Genomic DNA, 14,222 nt, shown 5'->3' with positions numbered 1-14,222 from the left:
CGCATGAGCGCAGAACTTATCTCTCTTTTTACCGCGACTTTCGTCACGTTTTTCGTGCTGATCGACGCGCCCGGCGTGGCGCCGATCTTTGCGACGCTCACGGCGCAGGGCGACGCCGCCTATCGCCGCAAAATGGCGTTCAAGTCGACTTTCGTGGCGACGCTTATCATGTTCGCGTTCGCGTTTGGCGGCTCCTGGGTGCTCAGCGCGATGCACATCTCGATCGATGCCTTCCGCGCTGCGGGCGGCGTTCTCCTGTTCCTGATCGCGCTCGACATGGTGTTCGAGAAGCGGACAGAGCGGCGCGAGCATCGGGCCGAGGAAGTGCTCGAAGGGCACAAGCCCAATACCGAACTTGATGATATTTCGGTTTTCCCGATCGGTATTCCGATGATCGCAGGGCCGGGCTCAATTGCCACTGCCATGTTCTACATGTCCGAAGCCAATCAATGGCCCGAAAAGGCGGTGGTTCTGTCGGCCATCGGCCTCAACCTGCTGCTGACACTGGTGATTTTCCTGGCGGCGACGCCGCTGGTGCGCCTTATGGGTGCCAGCGTGGCAGGCGCCCTCACGCGCATCCTGGGCGTGATCCTCGCGGCCCTGTCGGTTCAGTTGCTGATCGATGGCATCAAGGGCGCGTTCGGCCTCGCCTGAGGCCTTTGCCCGACTTTGCCTATTGCGGCGCGTCGATACGCGGGCGCCGACGCAGGCTGCGGCGCAGTGTCGACAGCGTCACCCAGAACAATACGAGTCCTGCTGCCGTGAGGCTCATGAACTGAAGAACGAGCTCACGCGTCCAGCGCACGCCGGTGTCGGCAATACGCATCGCGCCGGGGCCCATTTGCTTGAACAGGGCGACTGACCGGTCGCCGCCGGCTTCTGCGATCAGGCGCACGCGGCGCAGGTCCGCACTGTCCTTGACCTGTTCGATCAGGGTCACGGCGGCGGACGGATCAGTCAGCATTCCGATCCGGTCAATTTGTGCAAGGTCGGTTTCCAGTCGGGCGAGGCCTTTCGGGTTGATGGCGCTCGCATAGGCTGCACGCACGCGCTCGACCCTGACCTTGGTGATTGCCAGGTCGCCGAAAGCCTCCTCCAGCGCCGGCTTCAGGACCGAATCCGGGAGAGCGGCGTTCAACCGGTCCGTCAGGTAATCGTTGAATTCCGGCGTGATGCGTCGCGACCGGCGCGCCGATTTCAGGATCGAAAGGGCACGGATATTGGATTCTGCAAGCGCATCCGGTTGGTCCGCCTGTTCCAGCCCGATCCCCGTGATCTTGAGCACGAGTGCATCGACGCGGTCGCCCTTCATCCAGCGTTCGGAATGGTTGGCGAGATCGGCGTGCGTCCCGAGAAGGGCAAACCGCGCGGCGACGACAGGCGAAACCGCCTCTGCGATCGGTTCATCGGCCTCCGGTTCAGGCTCGGTGACGCCAGCATCTTCCTCGTCCGGATCTAGTTGCGTATCCAGGTTGCGCGCCGACCCCATCGCGCCGGCAAAGCGCTCGCTGACATCGACCGGCAGCTTTCTCAGGGCGGCAAGCGCAATGCGTTCGTCTTCGGTGCCGGTGATTTCGGCATTGGCCGCCGCCATCAATTCCTTGACGTCGTCGCGGCTCAGCATTTGCGGCGCTGCCATCAGGAAGCCGCGCGCCGCCGTCACGTCTCGCGCCGTCAGCTCGCGCGAGACGATATCGTGCCAGAACTTGTACTTGTCGGCTGCGTTGCGCGGCGCCATCGCGGTGAAAGCGTCGTCCATGTTGTGGCGGGTCTGGTCAATCGCCTCGACCGAAGGCGCTTCGGAAAACGTGGCGCCGGAAAATGCGCCGCCAACGACCTGTGCGCCGATCACAGGAATAAGGATCAGCAGCGAATTGAACATCACTGCCTGCATCCAGCCTGATGAGCGGATCGATCTTTTCCTTCGGCGGGCCATGGGCACTAGAACCGTTGCGAAAGCTGCACTTTAGACGAGTTTTCATAGAGCGCGGCGTCGATCCAAAGATCAAGCCTTGGCCTGCTAAATGCGACCGGTTTGCCTGTTTTGGGACCTATTCTTTATGTCACACAATCATGAAATATACGCTAAATGGCCACAATTACCTGAAATCATTGAATTATTAATCTGCGGCCTGGCGATTGCAGTGAATCGCTAGCCGCTCTATATCGGGCCCATCCTGATTAAAGGTGTCTGCTATGAGTATTGAACTATCAGACGATTACCGCCCCTCTGACGATGAGGAGTTCATGAACGAGCGTCAGCTGGCTTTTTTCCGGCGGCTGCTTGAGAACTGGAAGGCGGACATTCTCGACGGCGCGAAACAGACGATCCACAATCTGCAGGATGAGTCCGGTTCGTTGCCAGACATTGTCGACAGGGCATCAGCCGAAAGCGACAAGGCGCTCGAATTGCGAACGCGTGATCGCCAGCGCAAACTGATCTCCAAGATCGACAGTGCGCTTCGCCGGATTGGCGACGGGTCCTATGGCTTCTGCGAAGCGACGGGAGAGCCGATCGGCCTGCGCCGTCTTGAAGCCCGCCCGACGGCAACGCTAAGCCTCGAGGCGCAGGAGCGCCACGAGCGCAAGGAACGTACCCTGCGCGACGACTGATCAGGGTTTTCCAGAATTTGGAATAGAAGAACGGCGGCCTCCCGGTTTTCGGAAGTGCCGCCGCCTTTTTACCATCAACCCAACGCCGCAGCGATTCTGTGTCGTGCCTTTTGCGTTAAGGGGATGATCGCATCAAGGTCCGAACGTTCCCTTACCTGATGGTAATCACGGTCTTAAGACAAGGCTCGCTAGTTTAAGATTGCGGCGGGATCCGTTAACGCCCGGCCCTGGAGCCATCGGTGCTCCAGTCTGCAAAGCGGGCAGGGCGTGAAAAGTCCTAACCAGTCGTTAACCCTCTTGGGGCACATTAAGCGTTTTCCGAACCGGATTCCCGATTGCACGCATGAGTCGTTCATTGCCATCCACAGCTGACGACGGTTGGGACATGTCTCCAAGGCGTGAAACTGCAGTCATGCTCGACATGCCAACGCGGTTTGAATCCTTCGAGCCCGTGTCGCAGAAGCCCGTTTTGCGAGGAAAGCTCAGTTCTGCCGAGATCGAGGCGCTGCTGCGGCCCGACCTGTCGGACATGGACTCTGAACCGACGCCCGAACCGACGTCTGTCACGCCACGCGACATGCCTGATCTGGACAAGCCTGCAGCACCGGCCAACACGACGGCCCGCGCAGACCTTCCCGAAGATGCCCTGCGCCTTGCCGCACGCCTGTCGTTGGCTTTCCGCCAGGGCTGCGGCCTGCGCGCTGCAGCCACCGTCACGGGCGCGTCTGGCGGCACCTTCGCGTCTGCCCTGGAGCCTTATTCAGGCGAAACGGGACGGGCAATTGCCTGTTTCGCAGCGCCGAACGGTGAAATCATCGCCATGCTCAGCCTCAGCGCACCGCTCGCAGCAGCGCTGATCGAAAGTGCCTGCGGCGGCAAGCCCGGTCCGTTCGTGCCGCGTGACCTGACACCACTCGACACGGCGCTGCTCGAAGGCCTGGTGCGGCCGCTGGGCGCGGGCATTTCACCGACACTCAGTTTTGCCCGGATCGAAACCGATGCCGATTTCGCCGCTGCCCTTGCGCGGCCCGGCGCGGCGGATGTGATCGACCTCGACATCCGGTTCGATCATTTGCGGATGCCGGCGCGAATGATCCTGGCCAGTGACGACCTGTTCGATCTGGTGCCGCCCGCGGCTACGACTCGGACGTCCCTCGCCCCAACCCCCACCCATGCCACACCCGCACCGACCCCGTCCGGCGCCGCTGTCACTGCCGTGCTGACAGCACGTATTGCCAGCCTCAGCGTGCCGCTGTCGCGCCTGACTGACCTGAAGGCGGGCTCGACCCTTCTTCTGGGAGTGCCGGCAGACCAGCCGGTCGAACTCCTGTCGGGAGGGCGCAATGGCCCTGTCGCGGCAGAAGCCCAAATCGGCCGCAAGGGCGCAAAAATGGCCCTGCGCATCACGAAGCGCGGTCCCGCTCTGCGCTAAGTATTACAGTTTCAGGAATTCAGCCTGAATCTCGATTTCGACCGTATCCGTGACCAGCCCTGAGAATTTCGACACACCAAACACGGTCCTGTCGATGGTCGTGACCGCCGAAAAGCCAGCCACGTCGGTCCCGCGCAGCCGGTCATAGGCGGCGCCATTGAACGTCACGTCCAGCACAACCGGCGCCGTTGCCCCGTGCAGCGTCAGGTCGCCCGTCACTTTTGCCGTTGTCTCGCCCGTCATCTCGACAGAAGTCGACCGGAAGACGGCCTGCGGGAATGTCGCCGCGTCGAACCAGTCCGGCCCCATGAGTTCGGTGGCAAATGGCGCATTCGCAACGTCGAGTGAGGTCATGTCGATAACGGCTTCGACGCTCGAACTGGCCGGGTCGGCAGCATCGCCAGTGAGACTCGCCTCGAACGAGTTGAACCGGCCGACATAGGTCGAGAAGCCGAGGTGGTTTATCCGGAACAGGACCGCCGCATGTGCCGGATCGAGCGCATAGTCACCGGCTTTCACTTGCGTGATTTCCGTTGTCACGTTCGGCTTCAGCAGCGGCGCCATGACCGACGTGCAGGCGACCAGCAGGGCGAGGCTGAGCCCCGCCGATGCTGGTTTCAACAAGCTCTTGTGCACGAGCTTAGCTCTCCCTGGTTTCCTCCACCCAAGCTCGCACGTTCTGCTCCAGGATGGCCAGCGGAACTGCGCCGTCCCTTAGCACAACATCGTGAAAGCCCCGAATGTCGAACCTGTCGCCCAGCTCGGCCTTTGCCATTTCGCGCAGCTCGACAATTTTCAACATGCCGATCTTGTAGGCCGTGGCCTGCCCCGGCATCACGATATAGCGGTCGATGGCCTTCTGGCAGTCGCCTTCCGGGTTCGGCGTATTGTCCAGCAGGTACTGGACGGCCTGTTCGCGGGTCCACTTCTTGTCATGGATGCCGGTGTCGACGACAAGCCGGGCAGCGCGCCAGATTTCCATCGCGAGGCGGCCAAAATCGTCATAGGGATCTGAGTAGTAGCCCATCTCCTTTGGCAATAGTTCCGAATAGAGCCCCCAGCCTTCGGTATAGGCTGTATAGCCGCCGAACTTGCGGAAACTGGGAATGCCTTCCAGTTCCTGCGCCATGGCGATCTGCATATGGTGGCCGGGAATGCCTTCATGGAAGGCGAGGGCCTGCATCTGGTAAGTGGGCATGTCCTGCATGCGATAGAGGTTGGCATAATAGGTGCCGGGCCGGCTGCCATCGGGGGCAGGACGGGAATAAAAGGCTTTTCCGGCGGACTGCTCACGGAAGGGCTCCACCGCCTTCACGATCAGCTCAGCCTTCGGGAAGGTCTTGAACACCATCGGCAGGTCTTCGCGCATGGCGTCGATCGCAGCCGTGGCTTCTTTGAGGTATTCCGCTTTGCCTTCGTCCGTATTCGGCTTGAAGAATTGCGGGTCGGTCCGGGTGAACTCGAAAAAGTCCTTCAGGCTGCCCTCGTAGCCGACCTTAGCCATGATGGTGCGCATCTCGTCCTGGATGCGGGCAACTTCGGCGAGGCCGAGATCGTGGATTTCATCCGCGCTCATGTCTGTCGTGGTGATCTGCTTCAGGCGCATGGCGTAATAGGCGTCGGCATCCGGCAGTTTCCAGGCGCCGTCGTCTGTCGTTGCGATGCCCGTTTGCGCCTCCAGTTCCACGATCGCGGCCTCGTAGGCGGGTCCGACATCATCCTGCAGGGCGGCTACCGCGCGGGCGAGCAGGTCGTCGGCCTCTGCCTGCGTGATCGCTTCAGCGTCAACAAGGGCGTCTACCTTGCTGCGAAAATCCTCCATCAGGGGGCTGTCGTCGCCGTCATCGGTAAAAGGATAGCCGGTAATCACGCCGCGTGAATCCGACAGGACATAGTCATAGACGAAGCGTGGCGGCAGGATGCCTTTTGCAGCGGCAGCCCGGGCATTGGAGACATTCTGCCCGAGATAGGCTGGAATGCCTTCCAGCCGGGCGATATAGGCCTCAGCATCGGACGCGCTGGTGACCTTGTGCTGGTTCACAAGGAAGGCGGGGATGCCGGACTGTACGCCGAACATCTGGTTGAACACGTATTCGTGGTCCCGGAAGGGGAAAGCGGCCTCGGCCTGCGACAATTCATATTCCGCCAGCCGCCAGGACAGTTTCGCCTGCGGGTCCAGTGCGTCGAAGTCGAACGAGTCGTTCATCTCCGCGATGATGGCGCGCTGCAATTCAAGGTTTTCCAGTGCGTGCGCGTCGGATTCGTCGTCCCATTTGTCGTAGTCATCCTTGATGCCGAGATACGTCTGGGTCATCGGGCTGCGCGCCACGGTTTCCCGGAATTTGACCTCGAACCAGTCATTGAGGCGGGCGCTCTTGTCCTGCGTGGCTTCGGCAGGAGCCAGCGTTTCCGCAACCGGGGCCGCAGGGGGGGTGGAGCTGGCGCAGGCGGCCAGCATCAGGATGGTGGCAAGGGCGGTGGCGGTACGCGTCATGGGCAACTCCGAATCAGATGAGGATTGTGCTATTTCCACAGTGAGTCTTAACGCTTTTTTCGGTTTCGTTAACCTTTGCCGTGCCAATGTATGTGGACTAGGATTCCGCTACGGCTGAGTCGGCCACGTGCCGGCGGAATCGATGTATAGTGATCCGGCAAGCTGTGATGCTGTCGGTGCAGGAGATGTAACACGCATGGATTCCCTGGAACTGACGCAGGCGGCCAATACTGGCGATGATGGCGAAACCACCAGCGGCGAAGGCTTTGCCGAGCTGGGCGGACGCTTCGACGTCTTGCAGCTGTTGTTCTGGGGCTGCCTGCTGATTTCGATCGCTGCAGCAAGCGTTGCGCTGGCCTGGCCGAAAGCCTCTGGTGCGCCAGGACCGATCCTGCTGATCTCGATGGCGTCCGGCGGTCTCGTGTTCCTGCTCTGGAGCGTGCGCGGGGCAGGGCGGTTCCTGGGCCTGTTCCCCGAGCGTGGTTCTGCTGCCCGTGCCGTGCAGACCAACATACCCCGTTTCGGCTGGATCGAGGCGCTCGACGAATCCGTCCTGATCACCGACCTGGGCGGCGCGCCGGTTGCGGCCAATGAATCCTACAACGAACTCAGCCGGATTGCGCTGATGATCGGTCAGGCTGATGGCGGCGCAGTCACGGTTGACCGCCTGTTCGGTGCCAATCCGGGCCTCGCGGCCCCGGTCTACCGCCTGTCCAAGGCCGCCAAGGCCGGTCTTGCGCGCCGCGAAGTATTGCCGCCGATCACGATCGGTTCGGAACAGGTGCCGGCCCAGTTCGAAATTGGCGTCTCGCCGCTGCCGCGCCAGCGCGTACTCTGGCGCATCCGCCGTATCGCCGGCCAGCAGGAAGCGACCGGCGCATCGGACCTGAAATCCCTCTATGTCGAAGATGCCCCGATGGGTTTCTTTGCCGCGCGCCCCGATGGCACGATCACCTATGCCAATTCCTGGCTGCGCGAGATGCTCGGCCTGCCGGAAACGGCGAAGAATATCCGCATCGACGACATCATGCGCCCGGAATTCGTGAAAATGCTCGCGCGGGATCGCAAGACAGGCGCCCCGGGCCGGGCCGATATCCAGCTGCGCGCGCGCGACGGCGTCGAAGTTCCCGTGCAGGCGATCACGACCTGGGCCGGTCGTGGCGCCGAAGCGGCGGGCCGCACGATCATCCTTGCCAACCAGCAGGTGATGAACGGTCAGGAAGAGCGTTTGAACTTCGCCTCATCGTCGCGTCCGCCGCGCCTTGAAGGCGATCCGATGTTTGACGATGCGCCGTTCGGCGCGGTCCGGCTGCAAGGCGACGGCGTCGATGGTGCGATCATTCTCGATGCCAACCGTGCGCTGATGGAGATGACCGGCGGCGACGCCACGCCGGGCGGCCATTTCTCGAACCTGTTTGTGGCCGAAGACGGCCAGGAAGCGCTCAACGCATCGCTGATCGATGCCATCGACAAGCCGGTTGGCCTCAAGCTGGCTGGCCGTGAGCCGCGCCATGTCAACGTGTTCGTCACGCTCGACGGAAACGGCAGGCCGTCGGTTGCCTATGTCATCGACATTACCGAGCAACGTGAACTGGAACTGCGCCTTGCCCATGGCGAGAAGATGCAGGCGATCGGCCAGCTCGCGGGCGGCGTCGCGCATGATTTCAACAATGTGCTTCAGGGCATCATCCTCAACAATGAGGACCTGATGACCAGCCATCCGGTGGGCGACCCGTCCTACAACAATCTGAAGTCGATCCACGAATTCTCGATCCGCGCAAAGGACCTGGTTCGCATGTTGCTGGCCTATGCCCGGCAGCAGACCTTCAAGCGTGAGATATTCAACGTCACGGACTTCCTGTCCGAATTCTCGATCCTGTTGCGCCAGATCCTCGACGAGCGCGTCGAGATCGTGGTCACGCATGGCCGCGATGTGCCGCACATCAAGGCTGACAAGAACCAGCTCGAAACCGCGATCATCAACCTGGCGACCAATGCGCGTGACGCCATGATCAGCCACAATAATGGCGGCAAGCTCACGATACGGACCGCCCGCGCAACCGGCAGGGACGCCCAGGCCAAGGGCTTCGGCTTTGTTGAAGACGGCGACTATATGCTGATCGAAGTGGAAGATACCGGCCACGGCATGCCGCGAGACGTGATGGACAAGATTTTCCAGCCCTTCTTTACGACCAAGGAAGCCGGCGTCGGCACAGGCCTCGGCCTTGCCACGGTCTATGGCATCATCAAGCAGTCGGGCGGCTATATCTGCCCCATTTCGACTGTCGGCAAAGGCACGACCTTCCAGATATACCTTCCGGCGCTCAAGGCTGAAGACATCCCCGCGCCGGTCGAGATCAGCCAGGCCGAGAAGCAGGCCAATCGCCCGGTCGATATTTCCGGTCGTGGCCGCATCCTGCTGATTGAAGACGAGGATGGCGTGCGTGCCATCACAGCGACGCAATTGCGCAAGCGCGGCTATGAGGTCTCCGAAGCCTGCGATGGCGAGCAGGCGATGGAAGTCCTCGAAGACGCGCCCGGCAGTTTTGACCTCGTCATTTCTGACGTCGTCATGCCCGGCATGGATGGCCCGACCCTGATCCGTGAAGCCAAGGCATTGCTTGGCCATGCGCGAGTCATCTTCATTTCGGGCTATGCCGAGCGCGATCTGGCCAAGCAGCTTGACGATGACCGTGCGGTCTCGTTCCTGGCCAAGCCGTTCACCTCACGCCAGCTGGCCGAACGTGTGAAGATGGAACTCGGCAACCCGAAGGCCGAGGCGGCCTGACCGGTCTTACATCATTCGCTTGGTCGCCCAGAATTCCTTGAGGACGAGGGCAAAGCTGCCGGGATGTTCGGCGCAGGCCCAGTGGCCCGCATCATGTTCGACGTGCAGGGGAACGCTCCAGCGTTTGGCAAAGCGTTGCGCGATCGGCAGGCCGACATAAGGATCGTTCTCGCCCCAATACAGCTGGCCCTTGGCGGGCAGGTTCGCGAGATCGTCTTCCCAGTCCCCGGAAATGCGCAGGCCCCGGGCCGAGCGATAGAGTTTCAGGATCGACTGGCGCATCGTCTTGTCAACCAGCGGTGCCTCGTGCGCGGCTATGGCGGGCGGCATGCCGCCTTCGACCAGCGCGGCCTGGAGTTTCGTCCTGTCGCGCATGCCCATCATGACAAGCTCGCCAAGCAGGGGCGTTGCCCACATCCTGGCCATGCGGTGGCCCGAATACTGACTGTCGATCACGGCATTGGTGACACACCAGCTCTCGACTAGGTCCGGTCGCAGCGAACAGGCCCGCAGCGTCAGCAGGGCGCCCCAGTCGTGGCCGATAATGTTCACGGGCTGGCCCACGGCCTCCATTTGGCCGATCAGCCAGTCGGCATAGGCGTCCTTGGTGCAGGTAAATCCGGGCGGCACGGAACAGCCGAACCCCGGCAGGGCGGGTGCCATCCATTGGTCTGGCTTCAGGCCGAGCGCCTTGACCAATGGGCCCCACAAGAAAGGTGTGTCCGGCACGCCGTGTACAAACAGGATCATTGTCTTGCTCCCCCGAGCCCAGGTGACGATTCCTGAACGGCATTGAGACACAAGCTTGCCGCTGGGGCAAGGAATTCGAACCTTGCGGCGAAACGGTCAGGTGATCCTGTCCCAGCAGGTACGGCCAAACCGGTCATAGTCTTCCATTTCGGACACCATCTGTCGGAAGAGGGTCGCGTCGCCAATCTCCTCCGGCAGAAGCGGATCGAGGTTGATTGTGCGAATCACCGACTGGCCGACCAGAAGCGTTTCTTTCGCCGCTGCATCGGGCGCAAGTCCGGCTGCGGACTTGCGGCTTTGCTGCATGGCGGCGATGGCGGATTCGTAGCGGGCTTTCAACTCGTCCGTAGACCAAAGGTCGCGCCAGTCCTTGCCGGTAGGCAAGGCGGTCTCGGTTATCGCGACAAGCAGAGCGTCTGCCTGCAAGCCGATACGCATGAGCGCCGCACGCAACTCGGCCAGTGACAGGCGCAAATTATCCGGCCGGACCCATAGTCCTGTTTCGGCCTGCGCAAAGCCGTAGAGCCGGAGTGCGCGCATGCGGGCGCGCAGGTCCTTGCGGTCGGTGCGACCAAGGTGGTTGGTCATCACACCGACCCAGCCACCCTGCCACGGGCGGGTCCTGTCAGGCGCCGTGCGCCAGTCGCTGATTTCGGCTGTCAGCGCGGCAGCCTTAGCGCCCGTCGCATAGATGCCCCGATCGACGCTTTCCAGCAGGCCGTCCTTGACCAGGCGGGTGACCGCCATGCGGATGGCGGTCGGTTCCATTCCGAACAGGCCCCCGGCGCGCGTCAGATAAGTCAGCGCCTGCGTCCGGCGACCGCGCACACTCATCAGCGACAGGACAAGGGTGCGGGCGGACACGTCTTCGGCAGAGATGGGCTCAAAACGTAACGTCATTTGACCAATAGTGCACATTCGTGTTACAAACACAAACAACCAGAACAATTCGATTGGGAGACACTCGACCATGACCGAAGCCGTACGCCTGTCTGAGGCCGTGTCGAAGGAAGAATTGCGAGAGCTGTCAACGCCGTCTGACGTGAAGGCCATCGCCTCCCTCCTGTTCAACTGGGGGCTGATCGTGGCGGCTTTTGCCGTGCCGATCATCTGGACGAACCCATTGACCATTTTTGCGGCGGTCGTGTTCCTTGGCGGGCGCCAGTTAGGCCTCGGCATCCTCAATCATGACTGCGCCCACCATGCCTTCGTCAAGAGCAAGGCGGGCAATGACTTTATCGGTCACTGGCTGTGCGGCGCGCCATTGAACATTTCGGTCTACGCCTACCGCACCTATCACCTGAAGCACCACAAATACGCCGGTACGCCACAGGACCCGGACAAGATTTTCGTGAAGAATTACCCGGTTTCCAAAGCCAGCCTGAAGCGCAAGCTGATGCGCGACATTACGGGGCGCACGGGTTTTCGCGACACGATGATGAAGCTGAAAGGCTTCAAGCTGAAGAAGCACTATCCTTGGCTTGTGTTCCATGTCGGCCTGCTCGCCGTGCTGACGGCGGTTGGCGCGCCATGGGCCTACTTGATGTGGTGGGCCGCCGAAATATTCGTCTATCCGGTGCTGACTCGCGTGCGCCAGATCGGTGAACATGGTGTCGCCATTGATCGCGACAGCCTTGACCCGCGCGACAATACGAGCACCACGCTCGCCTCATGGTGGGAGCGCCTGTTCATCGCGCCAAACCAGGTGAACTATCACCTGGAGCACCACCACTTCGCCGCCGTGCCGGGTTACAATTTGCCAAAATTGCATCGCCTGCTGTCTTCGCGCGGCTACTACCGTGACCATGACTGTATTTCGCACGGCTATATCGACGTGCTGAAGCGCGCGGTGCGTGACGACGAAACAGATGGCGCCGTCGCTGCCTGAACGCTGTTCCTCCTGCGTGGGCTGGTCTATGATCGGACCATAGCGCAGGAGAACACACCATGACCCGACTGACCCATATGGCTGCCTACCAGATGGCGGGCCTTGCCGCCGCCGCCCTGTTGATCACCGCCTGCGCAAAACCGGCGCCTGTGCCCGAAGAAGTCCGCCCGCCAGAGCCGACGCTCGGCGTCGATATTCCGACCGTCCGTCCGGATGGGGAGTTTGAGAACACGGAGACTGAAATGCTGGGGCAGGGGCGCGCGATCGCCGAGAATATCTGTTCGACCTGCCACGCAATCGGCCTGGAGGGATCAAGCCCGCACCGGGAGGCAATCCCGTTCAGGGACCTGTCGAAAAATTACCCGATCGAAGATCTCGCCGAGCCACTGGCCGAAGGCATCATGGTCGGCCATCCAGACATGCCGGTCTTTGCATTCGACCCGGATCATATCGATTCGCTGATCGCCTATATCGAGAGCATCCAGACGCCGCACGAATTGTAACGGCGCCTGGTCCTGACCTCAGGAATACTTGAATTCAGGCGCATCAAGATCGATGGCCGGAATGACGTCCTTTTCGGCCCAATAGTCCTGATTGTGTTGCCATTCCGGATTCGAGCCACGTTTCGGCATCAGGTGCATTGAGCGCATCAGGTAGTTCGGATTGAAATTGCTGGCATCAATCCAGGGCAGGACGTCCATGTCCTTGTCCTGCGGCCTGAGGACGGCTTCGACCTGCCGGACACCTTTCTCATCCATGTGCTTGAGCAGGCGGCAGACGAAATCGCCGAGCAGGTCTACCCGCAGGGTCCAGCTGGCGCGGAAATAACCGAACACCCAGACCATGTTCGGCACGCCCGTGAACATCATGCCGCGATAGGTGATCGTCTTGGCGAAATCGACCGGCTTGTTATCCACCGTAAACGGAATGCCGCCGAGGACGGACAGGTTGAAGCCCGTTGCTGTGACAATGATGTCAGCCTCAAGCTCTTCGCCGGATTTGAGCAGGATGCCTTTCTCCGTGAAGCGCTCGATGTGATCGGTAACGATGCTGGCCTTGCCGCTGGCGATGCCCTGGAAGAGGTCGCCATCCGGAACAAAGGCGATGCGCTGCTGCCAAGGGCGGTATTTCGGCGTGAAATGCTTGTCGATGTCGAAGTCGGGCCCGAGGAATTCGCGCACGCCGGCCAGCAATTCTTCCTTTACGGCCTCGGGTTCCTGCTCGGCGCGGTGGGTCAGCTCATTCTGGTCGAACAGGACCTTGCGGCGAACGATTTCGTGGATCCATGTCTCGTCGATCTTGAGCTTGCGCAATTCATCGGCAAGCTCGTTCTCGTTGCGACCGGGAATGAAATAGGTCGGCGAACGCTGGAGCAGGGTGACATGCTTGCAGTCGCCTGCGATGGCCGGCACCAGCGTCGCCGCCGTTGCGCCGGACCCGATGACGATGACACGCTTGCCCTTGTAGTCCAGGTCTTCCGGCCATGTCTGCGGGTGCACGATTTCGCCCTTGAAATCCTCCATGCCGTCCCATTCGGGCGTGAAGCCCTTGTCATGCGCGTAATAGCCCTGGCACATCCAGAGGAAATTGGCTGTGATGCGCACGGGCTCGCCGGTGTCGGAGCGTTTGGCCTCGATCGTCCAGCGCTTGTCCGCCGACGACCAGCTGGCTGACAGTATCTTGTGATTGTAGCGGATGTGCGGTGCGATATCGTTATCGTCGATGACCTCGTTCATATAGGTCAGGATCTTGTCGGCGGCCGCAATGGGCTGGCCCGTCCAGGGCTTGAAGCGGTAGCCGAACGTATAGAGGTCGCTGTCCGACCGGATCCCCGGATACTTGTGGGTCAGCCATGTGCCGCCAAAGCTTTCCTGCGACTCGAGGATGACGAAGCGCTTGCCGGGCGTCTGGGTCTTCAGGTGATAGGCCGCTCCGATGCCAGAAATACCGGCGCCCGCAATCAACACATCGAAATGCTCGGTCTTGGTGTCGGTGGGCTTGCGCTCAAGCGTCTTTGTATCTGCCATTATCGTCGGTTCCGTCCCTTTTGTGCCCACCTTTCGAGAGGTAGTGCTTTCTGCAGCCATAGAAGCGCATCCGCACTTGGCCGTACACTCCGGAACTTCCCGTAACGCACAATGTGTCGCAGGGACGTGGCGTTAACACACCTACAGCCAAAACCGTTTGTGCGGCGCAACAAAGCATGTCATAGGCTGCCCCAGCAGGGACAGCGCCCCAAAAGGCGTGCCGCTGCTCT

Annotated in this window: 12 protein-coding genes; 6 read left to right on the top strand and 6 right to left on the bottom strand. The window is 61.2% G+C overall.

The window, feature by feature from the left end; all coding sequences use genetic code 11:
• Positions 1–3: 3 nt before the first annotated feature.
• A complete protein-coding gene (locus AC0L7I_RS00965) occupies positions 4–654 on the top strand; it encodes a MarC family protein (RefSeq protein ID WP_473397664.1) in 651 nt (216 codons plus the stop codon).
• 19 nt (positions 655–673) lie between these two features.
• On the opposite strand, the gene AC0L7I_RS00960 is transcribed toward AC0L7I_RS00965, so the two are convergent.
• Positions 674–1,882 carry a hypothetical protein gene (locus tag AC0L7I_RS00960; protein WP_473397663.1) on the bottom strand — a complete coding sequence of 403 codons (1,209 nt, stop codon included), beginning with the start codon at positions 1,880–1,882 and terminating at the stop codon, positions 674–676.
• Positions 1,883–2,196: 314 nt separating this feature from the next.
• Here AC0L7I_RS00960 and dksA point away from each other — a divergent pair, with 314 nt between their 5' ends.
• A complete protein-coding gene (dksA, locus tag AC0L7I_RS00955; RefSeq protein WP_473397662.1) occupies positions 2,197–2,613 on the top strand; it encodes an RNA polymerase-binding protein DksA in 417 nt (138 codons plus the stop codon).
• Positions 2,614–3,025: 412 nt separating this feature from the next.
• On the top strand, positions 3,026–4,045 hold the full coding sequence (locus AC0L7I_RS00950) for a FliM/FliN family flagellar motor switch protein (RefSeq protein WP_473397661.1): 1,020 nt from the start codon (positions 3,026–3,028) through the stop codon (positions 4,043–4,045).
• Between the two features lie 3 nt (positions 4,046–4,048).
• Here the strand turns inward: AC0L7I_RS00950 and AC0L7I_RS00945 are convergent, their stop codons facing one another.
• Both AC0L7I_RS00945 and AC0L7I_RS00940 read right to left on the bottom strand, forming a co-directional pair.
• Complete coding sequence (locus AC0L7I_RS00945; protein ID WP_473397660.1) at positions 4,049–4,666, bottom strand: YceI family protein; 618 nt, start codon at positions 4,664–4,666, stop codon at positions 4,049–4,051.
• Positions 4,667–4,685: 19 nt separating this feature from the next.
• Positions 4,686–6,539 (bottom strand): DUF885 domain-containing protein, encoded by a 1,854-nt coding sequence (locus AC0L7I_RS00940; protein ID WP_473397659.1) that lies wholly within the window; start codon positions 6,537–6,539, stop codon positions 4,686–4,688.
• Positions 6,540–6,735: 196 nt separating this feature from the next.
• Here AC0L7I_RS00940 and AC0L7I_RS00935 point away from each other — a divergent pair, with 196 nt between their 5' ends.
• Positions 6,736–9,327 carry a response regulator gene (locus tag AC0L7I_RS00935; protein ID WP_473397658.1) on the top strand — a complete coding sequence of 864 codons (2,592 nt, stop codon included), beginning with the start codon at positions 6,736–6,738 and terminating at the stop codon, positions 9,325–9,327.
• Between the two features lie 6 nt (positions 9,328–9,333).
• Here the strand turns inward: AC0L7I_RS00935 and AC0L7I_RS00930 are convergent, their stop codons facing one another.
• Positions 9,334–10,077, bottom strand: coding sequence for an alpha/beta fold hydrolase (locus AC0L7I_RS00930; RefSeq protein ID WP_473397657.1), 744 nt, complete (start codon positions 10,075–10,077; stop codon positions 9,334–9,336).
• A 96-nt stretch (positions 10,078–10,173) separates the two neighbouring features.
• The gene (locus tag AC0L7I_RS00925; RefSeq protein ID WP_473397656.1) at positions 10,174–10,977 is read right to left on the bottom strand and encodes a hypothetical protein; all 804 of its coding nucleotides are present in this window, start codon (positions 10,975–10,977) and stop codon (positions 10,174–10,176) included.
• Between the two features lie 70 nt (positions 10,978–11,047).
• Here AC0L7I_RS00925 and AC0L7I_RS00920 point away from each other — a divergent pair, with 70 nt between their 5' ends.
• A complete protein-coding gene (locus tag AC0L7I_RS00920) occupies positions 11,048–11,965 on the top strand; it encodes a fatty acid desaturase family protein (RefSeq protein WP_473397655.1) in 918 nt (305 codons plus the stop codon).
• 59 nt (positions 11,966–12,024) lie between these two features.
• Positions 12,025–12,468, top strand: coding sequence for a c-type cytochrome (locus tag AC0L7I_RS00915; protein WP_473397654.1), 444 nt, complete (start codon positions 12,025–12,027; stop codon positions 12,466–12,468).
• 18 nt (positions 12,469–12,486) lie between these two features.
• On the opposite strand, the gene AC0L7I_RS00910 is transcribed toward AC0L7I_RS00915, so the two are convergent.
• The gene (locus tag AC0L7I_RS00910; RefSeq protein WP_473397653.1) at positions 12,487–13,992 is read right to left on the bottom strand and encodes a flavin-containing monooxygenase; all 1,506 of its coding nucleotides are present in this window, start codon (positions 13,990–13,992) and stop codon (positions 12,487–12,489) included.
• Positions 13,993–14,222: the final 230 nt, after the last annotated feature.

Source organism: Hyphomonas sp. J20-32 (genome assembly GCF_055808555.1).
This window is presented reverse-complemented; position numbering and strand designations above follow the sequence as displayed.